The 15469-nt window shown below is 59.9% G+C and carries 17 protein-coding genes; 4 read left to right on the top strand and 13 right to left on the bottom strand.

Annotation, left to right across the window (positions count from 1 at the left end; all coding sequences use genetic code 11):
* Positions 1–3: 3 nt before the first annotated feature.
* The 11 genes from flgL to flgB form a co-directional block, all read right to left on the bottom strand.
* Positions 4–1299 (bottom strand): flagellar hook-associated protein FlgL, encoded by a 1296-nt coding sequence (gene flgL / locus U5L73_RS00305; RefSeq protein WP_322560498.1) that lies wholly within the window; start codon positions 1297–1299, stop codon positions 4–6.
* A gap of 19 nt (positions 1300–1318) precedes the next feature.
* A complete protein-coding gene (gene flgK / locus U5L73_RS00300; protein WP_322560497.1) occupies positions 1319–3307 on the bottom strand; it encodes a flagellar hook-associated protein FlgK in 1989 nt (662 codons plus the stop codon).
* Between the two features lie 18 nt (positions 3308–3325).
* On the bottom strand, positions 3326–4291 hold the full coding sequence (gene flgJ / locus U5L73_RS00295; RefSeq protein WP_322560496.1) for a flagellar assembly peptidoglycan hydrolase FlgJ: 966 nt from the start codon (positions 4289–4291) through the stop codon (positions 3326–3328).
* Between the two features lies 1 nt (position 4292).
* The gene (locus U5L73_RS00290) at positions 4293–5438 is read right to left on the bottom strand and encodes a flagellar basal body P-ring protein FlgI (RefSeq protein ID WP_416221246.1); all 1146 of its coding nucleotides are present in this window, start codon (positions 5436–5438) and stop codon (positions 4293–4295) included.
* Between the two features lie 66 nt (positions 5439–5504).
* Positions 5505–6194 carry a flagellar basal body L-ring protein FlgH gene (locus U5L73_RS00285; RefSeq protein ID WP_322560495.1) on the bottom strand — a complete coding sequence of 230 codons (690 nt, stop codon included), beginning with the start codon at positions 6192–6194 and terminating at the stop codon, positions 5505–5507.
* A gap of 9 nt (positions 6195–6203) precedes the next feature.
* Entirely contained in the window at positions 6204–6986 is a 783-nt protein-coding gene (gene flgG, locus U5L73_RS00280) for a flagellar basal-body rod protein FlgG (RefSeq protein ID WP_313874199.1), read from the bottom strand.
* 5 nt (positions 6987–6991) lie between these two features.
* The gene (locus U5L73_RS00275; RefSeq protein WP_322560494.1) at positions 6992–7732 is read right to left on the bottom strand and encodes a flagellar basal body rod protein FlgF; all 741 of its coding nucleotides are present in this window, start codon (positions 7730–7732) and stop codon (positions 6992–6994) included.
* Between the two features lie 22 nt (positions 7733–7754).
* Entirely contained in the window at positions 7755–9158 is a 1404-nt protein-coding gene (locus U5L73_RS00270; RefSeq protein ID WP_322560493.1) for a flagellar hook protein FlgE, read from the bottom strand.
* A 27-nt stretch (positions 9159–9185) separates the two neighbouring features.
* Positions 9186–9833, bottom strand: coding sequence for a flagellar hook assembly protein FlgD (locus tag U5L73_RS00265; RefSeq protein WP_322560492.1), 648 nt, complete (start codon positions 9831–9833; stop codon positions 9186–9188).
* A 17-nt stretch (positions 9834–9850) separates the two neighbouring features.
* On the bottom strand, positions 9851–10255 hold the full coding sequence (gene flgC / locus U5L73_RS00260) for a flagellar basal body rod protein FlgC (RefSeq protein ID WP_313874195.1): 405 nt from the start codon (positions 10253–10255) through the stop codon (positions 9851–9853).
* Between the two features lie 28 nt (positions 10256–10283).
* On the bottom strand, positions 10284–10724 hold the full coding sequence (flgB, locus tag U5L73_RS00255) for a flagellar basal body rod protein FlgB (protein WP_322560491.1): 441 nt from the start codon (positions 10722–10724) through the stop codon (positions 10284–10286).
* Between the two features lie 175 nt (positions 10725–10899).
* Here flgB and flgA point away from each other — a divergent pair, with 175 nt between their 5' ends.
* From flgA to U5L73_RS00235, 4 genes are all read left to right on the top strand, one after another.
* Positions 10900–11628 (top strand): flagellar basal body P-ring formation chaperone FlgA, encoded by a 729-nt coding sequence (gene flgA / locus U5L73_RS00250; protein ID WP_322560490.1) that lies wholly within the window; start codon positions 10900–10902, stop codon positions 11626–11628.
* A 93-nt stretch (positions 11629–11721) separates the two neighbouring features.
* Positions 11722–12054, top strand: a complete 333-nt coding sequence (gene flgM / locus U5L73_RS00245) for a flagellar biosynthesis anti-sigma factor FlgM (RefSeq protein WP_313874192.1) — start codon at positions 11722–11724, stop codon at positions 12052–12054.
* A gap of 43 nt (positions 12055–12097) precedes the next feature.
* Positions 12098–12475, top strand: coding sequence for a hypothetical protein (locus tag U5L73_RS00240; protein ID WP_322560489.1), 378 nt, complete (start codon positions 12098–12100; stop codon positions 12473–12475).
* 81 nt (positions 12476–12556) lie between these two features.
* Positions 12557–13923, top strand: a protein-coding gene (locus U5L73_RS00235) for an IS3 family transposase (protein ID WP_322560488.1) whose coding sequence is annotated in 2 segments (ribosomal slippage) — positions 12557–13046 and positions 13046–13923 — 1368 coding nt in all. Because the reading frame shifts where the segments join, the coding sequence is not laid out codon by codon here.
* Between the two features lie 65 nt (positions 13924–13988).
* Here U5L73_RS00235 and U5L73_RS00230 read toward each other — a convergent pair.
* Both U5L73_RS00230 and U5L73_RS00225 read right to left on the bottom strand, forming a co-directional pair.
* A complete protein-coding gene (locus U5L73_RS00230) occupies positions 13989–14705 on the bottom strand; it encodes an RNA polymerase sigma factor FliA (protein ID WP_313874190.1) in 717 nt (238 codons plus the stop codon).
* Positions 14705–15463, bottom strand: a complete 759-nt coding sequence (locus tag U5L73_RS00225) for a hypothetical protein (RefSeq protein ID WP_322560487.1) — start codon at positions 15461–15463, stop codon at positions 14705–14707. The genes U5L73_RS00230 and U5L73_RS00225 overlap by 1 nt, the downstream gene beginning before the upstream one ends.
* Positions 15464–15469 lie beyond the last annotated feature (6 nt).

Genomic DNA, 15469 nt, shown 5'->3' with positions numbered 1-15469 from the left:
GCCTTAGCTGATGAAGTTGAACAGCGAGAGCTTTTGCACTTGCGCGTACGACTGCAAGGCGGCCTGGTAGCCAGTTTGCTGGTTCTGGAAGTCGGCAATGCCTTTGATCATGTCGAGGTCTTCCGCGCGTGAGCGGTCGGCTTCGAGCTGAATGCTCTTGCTCTCCTGGTTCGAGGTAATGCGGTCGGCCCGGTTCAGCAAGTCACCGGCCTGGCCCCGGATGGCGGACACCCGGTTCATGCCGATATCGAGGTTGTAGATCGCCTGGCCGACAGCTTGGGTGGCGGCATTTGAGTTGGCGGCACCGCCGATGTCGCGGATGGCGTCGTCCATGACGCTGAAGATGCTGGGGTTCGGGTCGACCGTGATCACATCACCGGCGGCAGGTGTACCGGTAATGGTGAGCGACAGGCCGGGCATGCCGTTGATTGCAGGCGCCTGGTTCACGGAGACCGGTTTGCCGGTGGGGTAGTCGGGCACGGTGAAGGGGCCGACCTGATAAGGCGGGCCGGGGAAGGTGGGCAGGTCTCCGGTGGCCGGAATCTCTTCCACGGTGTAGCTGATGGAACTGGTTCCGGCAGTGGCACCGGCGGTCACCGGGCCGAAAGTAATTTTGTAGCTGGCGCGGCTAACCAGGCTGGAGTCGGCCACGGTCACATTGCTGGTGGTGAGTGCCCGGTCGCTGGGGATGGTGCTGGTGCTGACGTTGTAGACACCATCGCGCGAGGTCTGGTGCATGAATGCGCTTTCGCCATCCAGGGTGCTGGCAATCGCGATTTCGCTGGTGGCGGTTTGACCCGGCAGGCCGTTGTAGGTGTAGTCAGGCACGGTTGTGGTGGGGCCGGTGAACGGCTCCGCGGCGCTGGCTAATGCGCCGAACAGGGGTTGGCCATTGGTGTCCTTGCGGTTGGCGTAGGTCAGGATTTGCTCGCGTAGCCCCTGCAGTTGGTTGGCAATGGTTTTACGCTCTGCGGGGGTGTGGCTGCCGTTACCGGCACTGACCACCAGTTCGCGGAACTGTTGAATCGCGTCCACTACATCGCCCAGGGTGCTTTCGGCGTTGGCAATCGTGTTGCGCTGGGATTCGAGGGCGCGTTGGTCGGTCGCAATGCGGGCCAGGCGGGTGAGTGCGCGTTCGGCTTGGGCTGCGCCCGTGGGGTCGTCGCTGGCGCGCACCACCTTTTTGCCGGAGGTAAGGTTTTCTTGCAGGTTCGACAACGCGGTTTGCCGCTTGGCGAGGTTGCTGATCGCGTTGTCGTAGGTGTTGGCAGATGCGAGGCGGGAGAGGTTGACGGCCATGTGGTGACTCCTTCAGGCCTTAACGGCCCAGGCCCTGAATCAGGGTGTCGAAAATGTTCTGTGCAATCTGGATCATCTTGGCAGAGGCCTGGTAGGCCTGCTGGTATTGGATGAGTTTGGCGGCCTCTTCGTCAAGATTGACGCCGGAGACCGCGCTGCGGTCCTGCTCTAGGTTAGCGGCAATCGTGCTCGAAACCGTAGCGGAGTAGCCGGCACTTTGGGTGCGGATGCCGATCTGCGAGATCGCGCTGGCATAGCCGTCGGTCATGACCGAGCCATCGAACATGGCCTTGTCGCGCAGGTTCATCATGGCCGTGGCATTGCCGCCGTTGAGCTTGAGGTCGAGCTTGAAGGCCGGGTCTTTGATATCCACCACTTTGAAGGTGTCCCCATTCTTGGGGGTGCCGGTGAGTTTGAGGCTCCATGCCGAAGATGTGATCGCCGTGCTGGGGTCAAAGGCGAACGACGTAGGGGGAACACCCGCGTCGTCAGAGCGGGTGTAGGTGACCGCATTGGTGACAGCGTCCACCGCAAATGTGAGGGTGACGGGTGCTTGAGGGGTCGCGGTTTGGACGTTGCTTAACGCGATGAGCGACACCTGTTGCAAGCTGCCTTTGTTGGTGGTGCCCATGGCGCCGGCAATCGGGCTGGCAACTGCCAGTTGGCGGGGGGTGGAGAACACCCGTTCGACGTTGCTCGCGGCGGTGGCAAACGGTTGAATCAAAAAGCGGTCGCCTGCGGCCGGCACTTGGGCGGGTGGGCCGGCGATTGCACTGGGCATTCCGAAGGTGATGCCGTCTACAGTGGCCAGTGTGGTGTCGGGCAGTGTCTGGTTGAAATTGGTGACTTGGCCGTCCGAGAGCCGGATGATGCTGCCGCTTGTGGCCGAGTTGAAATTGATGGTGTAGTCCGACGCGGCGAAACGGGTGGAGTCGCTGATGGCGATAGTGACTTCCACCAAGGGGTTGGAGTTGGGTGTTGCCGGTGCGGTGGGCGTGCGGATGTTGTCCGGCGCCTTGAACGCTGCTGTCGAAAACAAAGGTCCGCCAGCGTTGCCATCGAGGTCCAGACCGAGCGCATGTTGCTCGTTCATTTCTGTAGTAATCGCCAGCGTGAGCCGCCCGAGCAGGTTGCGACCCTCGGCAAGATCGGCGTTCTGGAAACGCAGCAGGCCGGAGACTTCGCCGCCGCCCAGGGCGTTTTCGTCCAGCAAGACCTGCTGTCCGTCCCGGGTCATCGAGAGTTTGGTTTTGAGCGGATCACCAAAGTCATCACTCACCACCGTGACAGGGGACACGTTTGTGCCCAACACCAGCGGCTGGCTACCCGCCAGGAAGATGCCGACCGTGCCGTCATCTGCAGGGATGGAGGTGGTTTGTACAAATTGGTTGAGCTCGCGCACCAATTGGTCGCGGCGGTCCAGCAGGTCGTTAGGTGGCTGTCCCTTGCCTTGTGCGCGGGCAATTTCCTGGTTCACATCGGCAATATTGCGGGCCAGTGTGTTGATGTTGTTGACCTTTTGGCTGATCTCTTGCGCCACGCCGGCTTGCAAGTCCTGGATGGCTTGCGAGGCTGCGCGGAAGCGGCCCGCTGTTTCGTCCACACGGGTGAGTGCCACAGTGCGGGCGGTGAGGTCGGTCGGGGCGCTGGCGACGTCAGAAAACGCGTTCATCATGTCGCTGACCGCGGCCCCTAAACCGGTGCTGCCGCCTGAGAAGATGTCCTGGAGCTGGTTGAGCTTGTTGGAGCGGGCGACATCCGCGTTTTGGGTCGCAGTGGCCAGCGTGGCCTGGCGGGTCAGGAAGGCGCTGAAGTTGCGCTGGATGGTTTGCACATCCACGCCTTTGCCGATGTAGCCACCTCCGGTGAACTGGCCCTCCACCGCGGTGTGCACCACGCTTTGACGCGAATAGCCGGGCGTGTTGACGTTGGCAATGTTGTTGCCGGCCGTCTGCAAGGCAATCTGGTTGGCCTGCAGGGCGCGGGTGCCGATATTGAGGACGCTCATAGTCTGCTGCTGGCTCGGTTACGCCTGCACTTGCGCACGGCGCAGATGCAGGGTGGTGTTGATGGCGCGGCTCAGTTTGGCGGCGTACTCGGGATCGGTGGCGTAGCCAGCTTTTTGCAGGCCGGTGGCAAAGGCTGTGACGGACTGCGTCTGCTGGCGTGCTTTGGCATAGCGCGGGCTGTCTGAGATCAGGCGCGCGTAGTCTTTGAAAGAGTCTTCAAAAGAGTCGTAGGCTCGGAATTTGGCGACCTTCTTTTGCGCCACGCCATTCACATACTCGGTGGTCGTGATTTCGGCGACTTTGCCGGTCCAGCTGGATCCGGCCTTGATGCCGAACAGGTTGAAGGAGTTGCTGCCGTCTTTGTTCTTGATCTGGTGCTTGCCCCAGCCTGTTTCGTGACCTGCCTGGCCGAGCATAAAGCTGGCCGGGATGCCGGTGGCTTTCTCTATTTTGTTGGCAGCGTCGGTGTGCTTGGACACGAATTCCGCCTGAGTGCTGGTGGGCGCCTTCTTGGGGGCGACCGGAGTCAGTGCCATATCAGAGGCGGTGAGTTTGCCGACGCTGCTTTTCGGTGTCAGCGTGTCGGGTGCCTTGACGGGCTGCAGGCTGCTGCTGTTAGCCATACCGACGGTGGAGCCTGGCATTTCTACGCCCATCTGGCGGCTGAGCTGCTGGGCAATCAGGTCGGACAGGCCACCGGGCTGCCCGGACATGCTGACCGACATTTGCTGGTCGAACAGATCCGTGCCGAGGTCACTGCCGGCGTTGTCCAGCATGCCGGACTTCATGGAGCTGTTCGCCTCGCGCATGCTCTTGAGGAGCTCGCGCATGAACAGCGACTCGAACTGTTTCGCGGTTTCGCGAATGGTGTCCGGCGTGGCTTTGTCGGCACCGGCCTTGAGGGCGCTCAGGGACCGGGCATCAGCGACCAGGTCTTGGGCGCTGGATATCGGCGTAGAGCCGAGGGCAGAACCGTAGCTCATGTCAAATCACCTCCAACTCCGCGTTCAAGGCACCGGCCGATTTGATCGCTTGCAAGATGGCCAATAAGTCTTGAGGGGTCGCACCCAGCGAATTCAGGGCCTTGACCACATCGGTGAGCTGGGCCGCTTGGGGCAGCTGGATGAGTTTGCCGGCGTCTTGCTTGATCTCGATATTGGCCTTTTCACCGACCACAGTCTGTCCACCCGAGAGCGGGTTGGGCTGGCTGATCACGGGGCTGGATGAAACGCTGACCGACAAGTTGCCGTGGGCGATCGCACAGGCACCCAGGGTGACCGCCTGGTTCATGACGATAGAGCCAGTGCGCGAGTTGATGATGATTTTGGCAGCAGCGACCGAGTTATCGACCGGCAGTTCTTCCATATCGGCAATGAAGCTGACGCGGTCGTTCGGGTTGGTGGGGGCTTTGACCTGCACGGTCCGTCCGTCCAGAGCTTGAGCCACGCCGGGGCCGAAACGGGTGTTGACGGCTTGTGCTACTTTGCGCGCGGTCTGAAAGTCCGAAGCGCTCAGGCTCAAGTTAATAGTGGGGCCGTCCTGTAAGCTGGTGGGCACGCTGCGCTCGACTTGCGCACCATCCGGAATGCGCCCGGCGCTCAAGTGGTTGACTTGCACTTTGCTGCCGCCTGCGGCTGCTCCGGCGCCGGCCACGATCAAATTGCCTTGGGCCATGGCGTAAACCTCGCCATCGGCCCCTTTGAGGGGTGTGGCGATCAGGGTGCCGCCTTTGAGGGATTTGGCGTTGCCCAAGGAGGAGACATTGATGTCGAGCATTTGCCCTGGCCGGGCAAATGCCGGCAGCTGCGCGGTGACCAACACGGCCGCCACATTTTTCATTTGCAACTGGTTTTGGGAGGCGGGCGTCAGGGTGAGGCCGAGCTGCTCCATGTAGTTTTTGAGGCCTTGCGTGGTGTAAGGCATCTGGGTGGTTTGGTCACCGGTGCCATCGAGGCCGATGACCAAGCCAAAGCCCGTCAACTGGTTGCTGCGCACGCCCTCGATGGCGGCGACTTCCTTGATGCGTTTTGTGCCATGGGCCGCAGGTGCTGCGGCCATGGCGATTGCCACCAACAAGCCGCCCCAGCGCTGTGAGCGGAAGGTGTTCGCTAAGTGGTTCCAGTGTGTCATGTGCCGAGTCGGTTAACGGGGCGATCCGACTGGATCTGTTACCCCTCGGCACTATTCTGGATTTCTTTAGAAGGGCTGAAAACTCAAAAAGAACCGTGATAACCAGCCAACTGTTTGCGCTTCGCCCTGTGCGCCGCGTCCGCGGGACTCTACGCGCACATTCGCCACCTGGGTGGAGCTGATGACGCTGCCGGGTTGCAGCATCCGCGGGTCGATGGTGCCGGAGAAGCGGAGCACGTCCACATTCTGGTTGACGCCGATCTGCTTTTCACCGGTCACGATCAGGTGTCCGTTGGGTAGGGTTTCAATGACGGTGGCGGTAATCGAACCGGCAAAGGTGTTAGCACTCTCGGTGCCACCTTTGCCGGAGAAGTTATTGTTGGTTGCAGCGCCAATGTTGAGTTTGCCCAAGCCTGCCAGTGTCTGGTCCGGCAGGGCGGTGATGGCGGAGTCGATGGAGGTGTTGCGGTTGACCGTGGAGGTGGACTTCTGGCTGGCAGTGACGTTTTCGACGATCTGGATCGTGACGTTGTCTCCGACCAGCCGTGCGCGCCGGTCTTCAAAGGCTGGACGGTAGGCAGCGGTTTGGTAGATGCTGCCGTTGGCCGGTTTGGATGCCACCGACACGATCGGCGCAGCAGGAATCCGTGGCTCCACAAAGTCTACGGCGACTTTTTGCGGCATTTGTTGGCAGCCGGCAGCCAGCACGCCGGTGGCTATGGCTGCCGCGATGCGGTGTAGGCTTCGCTGTGTCATGGTGGTTCCTTACAGCTGACCGAGCTTTTGCAGCATCTGGTCAGAGGTTTGAATGGCCTTGGAGTTCATTTCATAGGCCCGCTGGGTCTGGATCATGGTGACAAGCTCCTGGACCACGTTGACGTTGGAGGTTTCGACAAACCCTTGGGCCAAAGTGCCCAGGCCGTTGGCGCCTGCGGTGCCGGCGTTGGGCTGGCCTGATGCTGCGCTTTCGGCGTAAATGTTTTGCCCTTTGGGCTCCAGGCCTGCCGGGTTGATAAAACTGGCAAGGGTGATGGTGCCGATCGGTTGGGGTGCCACGTTACCGGGGATGGTGACGGTCACGTTGCCGTCTTGCGCGATCGCCAGGCTGGTGGCGTTGGCCGGGACGGTGATGCCGTTCAAGATCGGCAGCCCGTTGGAGGTGACCATGCGGCCGGTGTTGTCGACCTGAAATGCGCCATCGCGGGTGTAGCCGGTGGTGCCGTCGGGCATGGTGACCTGAAAGAAGCCGTTGCCCTGGATCGCCACGTCCAGATTGTTGCTGGACTGTTGCAGGTTGCCTTGTGCAAACGAACGGCTGGTCGCTACGGTGCGCACGCCCAAGCCGAGCTGCAAGCCGGTGGGCAGGGTGGACTGTTCAGACGTGTTGGAGCCGACCTGTCGCAGGTTTTGGTACATCAAGTCTTCAAAGACCGCATGCGATTTTTTGAAGCCATTGGTGGACACGTTGGCCAAGTTGTTGGAGATCACGTCCAACTGCATTTGTTGGGCTTCCATGCCCGTTTTGGAAATCCAGAGCGAGTTGATCATGGTGTTTATCCTTGCATGTTCAAGAGTTGCCCAGCAGAACGGTCATTCGACTCGGCCGTTTGCATGAGGCGGGTTTGGGCTTCGAACTGGCGTGCGGTTTGGATCATGCCGACCATGGCTTCGATCGCATTGACATTGGAGCCTTCCAACATGCCGGCCTGCACGCGCGCGGTGTCTTCGTTGTTCAGCGGATCGCCGGACAAGGCGCGGAACAAACCATCGCCGCTGCGCACGAGCGGGTCATCCGGGGTGGGAACCACTAGTTTGAGCCTGCCGATGGCGTTGGCCGGCTGGTTGCCGACTTTGGCGCTGACCGTGCCGTCCGGTTGAATGGTGAGTTCAGCCCCGGCGGGCGAAGTGATGGGCGAGCCGTCGCTGGACAGGACCTGCAGCCCGTTGCCCGTAGTCAGGGTGCCGTCTGTTGCGACTTCCACATGCCCGTTGCGGGTGTAGGCCTCGGTGCCGTCCAGACCTTGCACCGCGAACCAGGCACCGTCTTTGGCCATGACATCGAGGCTGCGGTCGGTGCGCATGGCGGGGCCGGGGGTATCGAGGTGTCCGGCGGTTGCTTCGAGGGCAAAAACCCGGGTGGTGGCGCCTTCGCCGCGCAGGGGTACCGCACGGTAAGTTGCCAGCTGCGCGCGAAAGCCATTGGTGGAAACGTTGGCAAGGTTGTTGGCAATGACCGACTGCCGGCTCGCCGCCGCATTGGCGCCGGTCATGGCGGTGTATATCAGGCGGTCCATGGTGCTTCAGTCCTGCTGTTGATTAACGCAAATTGACCAGGGTCGACAGGATCTGGTCCTGGGTCTTGATGGTCTGTGCATTGGCTTGGTAGTTGCGCTGGGCGGTCATCATGTTGACGAGCTCACCCGTGAGGTCGACGTTGGAGTCCTCGAGGGAGCCTGAGCGCAGGCCACCGAACTTGCCCAGACCCGGGTTGCCAAGCACCGGCTGCCCGGACGCAAACGACTCCGTCCAGTTTCCGCCGCTGATAGGCGTCAAACCCTGCACGTTGCGGAAGTCCGCCAGCAGGAGTTGTCCGCGGGACTGGGTCTCACCGTTCGAGTACCGGGTGGTAATCACGCCACTCGGGTCAATCGAGATACCGGTCAGGTCCCCTGCGGTGTAGCCGTCTTGGGTCAGGTTGGAGACGGCAAAGGTGGTGCCGTACTGCGTTGTTTTTGTCAGATCCAGCGTGGTGCTAAAGGTGCCGATCGCCGTGTTGGGAGAGGTCAAAGTCAGGGTTTGAGCGGCCAGCGGCGAAGTCAATTTGCCGTTCACGTCGTATTCCAACTGAAACAGCGCGCCGGTCGCCACCGTGGTGAGCGCAGGTGCGGCAAAAGCGCCGGTACCTGCGGCTGCAAAGGTGGGTTTCAGGTCTGTCGGTGGCGGTGTGGTGGTGTTGTAGGCCACGTTGGCTTGGTGCGTTGCATAGACCGCTGCATTGGTGTTGAGCGCGGTGGTGCCTGCAGCCACGGTGCTTGCGTCATAAACGTCCCATGTGTCCGTCGTAACCGCCGGGTTCGCCGTGGTGTCCGGGCCGCGCTTGACGAAGTACAGGCTCACCGGGACTTCGTTGCCTTGCGAGTCAAACGCGGTGAGTGTGGTGCCGTAGGTCGAAATCGGCGTGGGCGGTGTGGTTTGGATGGCTGGCTTGGTCCGGGCATCCAGATTGAACTCTGCGGTGATAGCAGTGGTTTGTTGTGCGGGAATGGGGGCGCTGGTCGGAATCACCATGGGCTGGGGCGTGATACTGGTACGGTTCCCCAGCAAATCGGTGGGGAAGCCCATTACGTTGGCGCCGCTGTTGGTGACGAGGTTGCCGTCGGAGTCCAGTTTGAACTGGCCGTCACGGGTGTACGCCGTGGAGCCGTCAGGCTGGGTGAGTTGAAAGAAACCACCGCCGTTGACCGCTACGTCGAGGTTGTTTCCGGTGATGCTGATATTGCCCTGGGTGAACTGCTGCGCAATTGTGCCTACGGCCACCCCGATACCCGGTGTGTTGCCGGTGCTTCCGCCTGCAGCGCCCAGCTGGCCTGCGACCAGTGCTGAAAATTCTGTGCGGGAGTATTTCATTCCCACGGTATTGGCGTTGGCGATGTTGTTGCCGATCACGTCCAGACTTTTGCTGGCGCCGTTGAGGCCGGAGAGTCCTGTTTGAAAGCTCATGGTGGTTACCTCTTGGGAAATGGGGGGTTAGAGAATGGATTTGATGGCGCTGTAGGCGACTTCCGTGCGACCTTTGAGCTGGAGCGACATGGCTCCGTTTTCTGTGCCGACTGCCGTTACGGTGTCTTGGGCCAGATCGGTGCTTTTGACGGTGTTTCCGCCTTGGGTCGCGTTCACCTTGAAGTTGACACTGCTCAGGCCGCTGTATTTGGAGGCGTCCCACTGGAAGTTGCTCTGCCCAGCCGGCAAAGAGCCCAAGTTAATGGTCTCGAGCAATTGGCCGCCGGCGGTCTTGATGTCGATCGTGACTTTGTCCGCCTTGCTGGCCAAGTTGATAGCGCCCTTGGCTGTGCCGCCATCGATCGACAGGGTGTTTGACTCGACCAGTACCCCATGCCCCACCATGCTGGCGCCTTGCAACACTTGCATGGAGGTGAACTGGGCGGCCATGCTTTGCATGGTGGCGTTGAGCTCTTGGATGCCCGAGACCGTGTTGATCTGCGCGATCTGGCTGGTCATCTGGGCGTTGTCCATCGGGTTCATGGGATCCTGGTTGTTGAGTTGTGCAACCAACAATTTCATGAATCGGTCTGTTTGCTCTTGGGCGCTGACGGTGCCACTCGATGTGGCGCTGGTGCCTGAGAGTGCGGTGTTGTTACTGACTGCGGTGGCCATGGTGAACGTCCTTGAATTTATTGACCCATCTGCAGCGTTTTGAGCAGCAGACTCTTGGCCGTGTTCATAACTTCCACGTTGTTCTGGTACGAGCGCGACGCAGAAATCATGTTGACCATTTCTTCGACGGGATTCACGTTGGATTGGGTGACGTAACCCTCTGCATCTGCCGAGGGGTGCATCGGGTTGTGCACTTTGCGCAGGGGCTCGTTGCTTTCCTTGATAGCGTTTACTTTGACGCCTGCCGAAGCCTCTGAGCCCATGGGCACGGTTTCAAACACCACTTGGCGACTTTTGTAACCCTGGCCGTCCGGGCCTGCCACGGCGTCTGCATTGGCCAGGTTGCTGGCCACGACGTTGAGGCGCTGGGACTGTGCGCTGACGGCACTGCCGCTGACGTTGAAGATGGAAAACATGGACATGGAGGGTCTCCTCTGGCTAATTCAGTGCTTACTGACCTTGAATCGCGCTCAAGATTGTTCGGGAAGAGCCGTTAATAAAACGGAGCGTGGCTTCATAGCGGACGGAGTTGTCGACGAAGTTGGCGCGCTCACGGTCCATATCCACGCTATTGCCGTCCATGGCGGGCTGTGTCTGGAGCGTGTAGGCAAGCCTGCTGTTGTCGCCTAGCGTGGAGCTGTCAATATTGCTGATCGGTATGTGGCGGGCATTGGTAGTCCCGTCACTGTTGGGGCCACTAGAGGGAGTGGCCAAGGGAAAAGCAGGGCCGGAAGTCGCTTCCGCCATGGCTTTTTTGAAGTCAAAGTCGCGGCCGGAGAACCCAGGCGTATCGGCGTTTGCGATGTTGCTGGCGATGACGCGTTGTCGCTCTGCGCGCAGCACCAACCCCTTTGATTGGAAATCTAAAGCATTGGTTAGTTTCGAAAACATAGATACCTCAACGGTTGTTCGTCGGGCCTCAGCAGGTGGGCCGGCTGGTGACGTGGGGCAATTATGGGAAAAGCTTTAATTTTTGAGCTTTGGAATAAGGCGCGGAAAGCTGTGTATTTGCGGGCTTCTTCGTGGGCGCTGCTTCCTAAAGTTGAGGCAACTTTTGGAGCCTCCCATGCCCGTAATCCGCACATCTCTTCAACCCGCGCGCGCCCTGTTGATAGGTTTGGTTGCTTGCGCGGCTCCTGTCTTCGCGCAAGAGCCGGTGGCGCAGGGCGTGCAGGCTCTTGCGCAGCAATGGGCGGTCGAGGCGGTGCAGAAAAGTCAACGCACTGAGCCGACGCCTTTGCGGATGGACGTCACTGTAGGTGCGCTCGATGCGCGTGTGCGCTTGGCGGCATGCGGCAACATGGAGGCTTATGTGCCGCCGGGTGCGCGACTTTGGGGGCGCAGTCGCGTCGGGGTGCGTTGTGTAGACGGCATCAGCCGTTGGAACGTCACGCTGCCGGTCACTGTGCGGGCACTCGGTGAAGCGTGGGTCGTGAAAACACAGCTCGCGGCGGGCACGGCAGTCACGGAGAGTGATGTCACACGCGGCGAGGTTGATTGGGCGGAAGAGCAGGGCGCGATCCTCACGGACCGGGCTGCCTGGTTGGGGCAGACAGCGTCCCGCGCGTTGACGACCGGACAAGCGCTGCGCCAAGGCATGTTGCGGCCGGCCCAAGTTTTTCAGGCCGGGGCTACCGTCAAAATTGTGGCGCAGGGTCCCGGTTTTCATATTTCCAGTGAGGCCCAGGCGCTTTCCGCTGGGGTGGTGGGGCAGCAGGCCCGCGTCAAAATGGACAACGGTCGGGTGACATCGGGGACTGTGCTGGATATGCGTACAGTCAAGATAGACCTTTAGAGGCGAAAATCGTGAAAATAGCCCTAAAGTTAGCCCGAACCCGACCGATAAACATCGTACGAGGCTACGCTTACCGTAGTTTTGGAGAACGCGATGAAAATTGGTCAACCCTCAGAATTACCCGCTTCCGTATCTACTACGGTGTCCGGTGCTGCCCAAAAGGCTGCGCAGAGCAGCAATGCGGCGGCCAATGCGAACACCAACGCCACTCAGAGCACCCGATCCGCCGGCGTGGCTGTGACGGTGTCGACCGCGGCGCGCGCTTTGGAGAAGCCCGAGCGCAGCGAAGCCTCAGACGTCGATCTCGCCAAAGTGGAGTCGGTGCGGGCGTCTATCCAAGACGGCACGTTTTCCGTGAATGCGGAAGCAATCGCCGACAAGCTGTTATCCAACGCGCAGGAAATGCTGAACCGAACGACCCGGTAAGTGCGTGCCTCCTGCGTATCGCTTTTGATACGAGGGGGACCCAATGATCACCATCCAACCTGATTCTTACTTCGATGCGCTGGAGGTCCAGTTCAACGGCCTTGCACTAGCGGTTGCAACCGGCGACGCGGAAACTTTGCCGGCTTTGTCAGAGCAGATCCAGAAAACAGCCGTCAGTCTTGCCGGGGTTTGGCAGCAATGGCAGCGCCAAGGCTTGGTCGAGCCAGCCATTGTAGAACGTGTCAAAGCGTTGGCAGAGGGTTTACAAATAGTGCGATCCAGTTTGTTACGCCGTGCCATGTTGGTGGAGCAAGCACTGAGTCTGGTGGTGCCTGCCTCCGTGGATCCCACCTATGCGGGTGGCGGCAATTACGGCGCAGGCCCCAAATCTTCAGGACGACTGGCTGCGGTAAGTGCCTGAAGGCCTGCCGAGCGTAAAAATAGGGCCCTCTGAACTGCACCCCAAAGGTTGGACATCAATCCAACCGATGGGGTGTTTTTCATGACGAAACACAGTGAGAGCTTCAAGCTCGAAGTTGTTCAAAAGTATCTGGACGGACCGCTGGGCCACAAGGCTTTGGCCAAGCAGTACGGGATAGGTCGTAACAGCATCGCGAACTGGGTGCACCGCTATAAGGCCCATGGTCTGAATGGACTGCACAGAAAGCCGGGGGGCTACTACAGCGCAGAGTTCAAGTTGAACGTACTGCGCCAAGCCAAGCTTCGGGAGTTGTCGAACACGCAAGCGGCCACGCTCTTTGACGTGCGTGGCGGTGGAGGCATCGTGGGTTTGTGGCGGCGCCAGTACGATGAGGGTGGCCTGCAAGCGCTCCACCCCAAACCCCGAGGCCGCCCTCCCATGAAGTCCCCCAAGCCCAAATCCGCGCCAGCCGCCCCCGCGCAGAAGGACGACAAGCGCTCGCTGCAAGAGTTGCACGAGGAGAACGAGCAACTACGTACGGAGGTGGCCTACCTAAAAAAGTTGGAGGCCTTGGTTCGAGCCAATCGGCAAGCTGCGCTGAAAAAGTGCAAGCCGTCCTCGAACTGAGGCCACAGTTCCTGCTGCGTCGACTACTGCAGTCCGCAGGCCTGTCGCGAAGCACGTTCTACTACCAAGCCAAGGTGCTGCAGGCTGGCGACCGATACGCCGGATTAAAGGGCAGCATTCAAGCTGTGTACGAACGCCACAAGGGGCGCTATGGCTATCGGCGCATCACGGCCGAGCTCGGACGCAGCGGCCAAATAGTGAATCACAAGACGGTGCAGCGTCTGATGCAGAGCCTGGGCCTGAAGTCGCTGGTGCGACCCAAGAAATATCGCTCCTATCGGGGCGAGATGGCCTCGACGCCCAACCTACTCAATCGTCGGTTTGAGGCCGAGCGTCCGAACGAGAAATGGGTGACCGATGTGACCGAGTTCAATGTGCGCGGCGAGAAGCTGTACCTGTCGCCCGTGATGGACCTGTTCAACGGAGAAATCGTGGCGTATGAAATGAACGAGCGTCCGCTCTTCCAGCTGGTGGGAAACATGCTCAAGAAGGCGCTGTCGCGACTCACTGCGCAGGAGGCTCCGATGATGCACTCAGATCAAGGCTGGCAGTACCAGATGGAGGCCTACCGACAGCGGCTACTCGAGCGAGGCCTGACGCAAAGCATGTCCCGCAGGGGTAACTGCCTGGACAACGCAGCGATGGAGAGCTTCTTCGGCACGCTGAAATCGGAGTTCTTCCGTCTCAACAAATTCGACAACGTCCAGCAGCTACGACAGGGACTAGGCCGCTACATCCACTACTACAACCACCAGCGTATTAAGCTCAAACTAAAAGGCCTGAGCCCGGTGGAGTACCGAACCCAGGCCTTGGGCGCCTAGCTTCCAACCGTCCAACTTCTTGGGGTCAGTTCACACGGGCCCTTTTTTTATGCAGTTCATTCAACTTAGTGGGACCGCATTTTGGCGCGCAGCCTGGCAATCGATTGGCTGTGCAACTGGCAAACCCGTGACTCGGTAACGTCCAGCACCGCCGCAATTTCTTTCAGGTTCATGTCCTGTTCGTAATACATGCTCATGATGTACTGCTCTCTTTCGGGGAGCCCCTTGATGGCGTCGACCAACGATTGCCGCAGGCGCTGATCGCGCAGCATGTTGAGCGGATCTGCATCCTGATCAGCCACATGGCGGTCGAGGTAGGTGTCATCGTCTTCATTGCGGCGCGACATGTCCTCCAGATATACCAACTGGGTGCCCCGCACTTTGCCCAGCAGGGACTGGTAATCCGCGAGAGACATCCCCAGTTCTGCAGCGATCTCGGACTCTGCAGGGCTGCGCCCAAGCCTGTGCTCCAGGCGGCGCAATGCAGTTTCAATTTCTTTTTGGCTCTTGCGCGAGCCGCGTGACATCCAATCGTTTTCGCGGAGCTCGTCGAGCATGGCGCCGCGTATGCGTTGGGTGGCAAAGGTTTCGAACTGAACACCTTGAGATGCCTCGTAGCGGGACAAGGCATCTGATAGGCCGATAAGGCCCACCTGGATCAGGTCATCCACCTCAACACTTGCCGGTAGCTTGGCCATCATATGATGGGCCAAACGTCGTACCAGGGGCTGGTACTGTTTGATCAATGCGGAGCGGTCGAGCTGCCCTTTGGCGGTGTACATCAATGTCTCCCTGAGGCTGCTAGGCTGCTAAAAGACTGACGATTCTGTTGGGGGGGCGCATAGGCCCAGCCCGTTTCGAGTGACATGGCGTTTTCCAGCAGGCCAAGCGCCAATCGCTCAATGGACGGTGACGGGCGCTCATCCCCCATGGGTGCTGTGATGTGAATCGGAAACACGTCGTAGTTCAAAAAGTACTTGGCGCAGTCGCTCAAGCTGGTGGGTGTGGTGGAGTGGGCCTGGGCCGGCTTCGAAGGATCCACCATGTTCACAATAGTAGGCTCAACCTTGGCTTTGAGCAACAAGCGCTTCAGGGCGAGGTACGTGGTCAGTAATGAAGTTTTTGCCGCCGACATGGCCAGCAGCGGGCGAGTCTGACTTCCCTTGATCAACGGGGTCAGGCTGTGTGCGTTGGCATAAATGATCACCACGCTTTCAAGCGGAAAAAATGAACCGCAGTCTCCAAGACCTGGGCCGCCATGTCGGTGAGCCGCTGCAAGACTTTGTAGCCCCAAACCCGCAGGAAGGATGCTCCAGGATGGGGCCTCGGTTCCCGTACTCTGGGTGAACGTGAAATTCAACAATTGTTCTAAGCCGGGATTGTCGGTGGTTTCCAGTACCGACCCGTCCAGCACCGTCACGGTGTAGCCGAATCCGACGAGTGCGGCGCACACTCGCAACAGCAGCGGGAGTTCTGCCTGTTCATCTCCATGGCTCACCATGGCCAGTAGTTTCGGCGTTTGAGGGACGGCAAAGTCCATAAGGCC

It is taken from the genome of Rhodoferax sp., from assembly GCF_034520025.1.
GTDB lineage: Bacteria > Pseudomonadota > Gammaproteobacteria > Burkholderiales > Burkholderiaceae_C > Allorhodoferax.
Note: the sequence above shows the minus strand (reverse complement) of the source record. Positions and strands in the feature narration are given on the sequence as shown.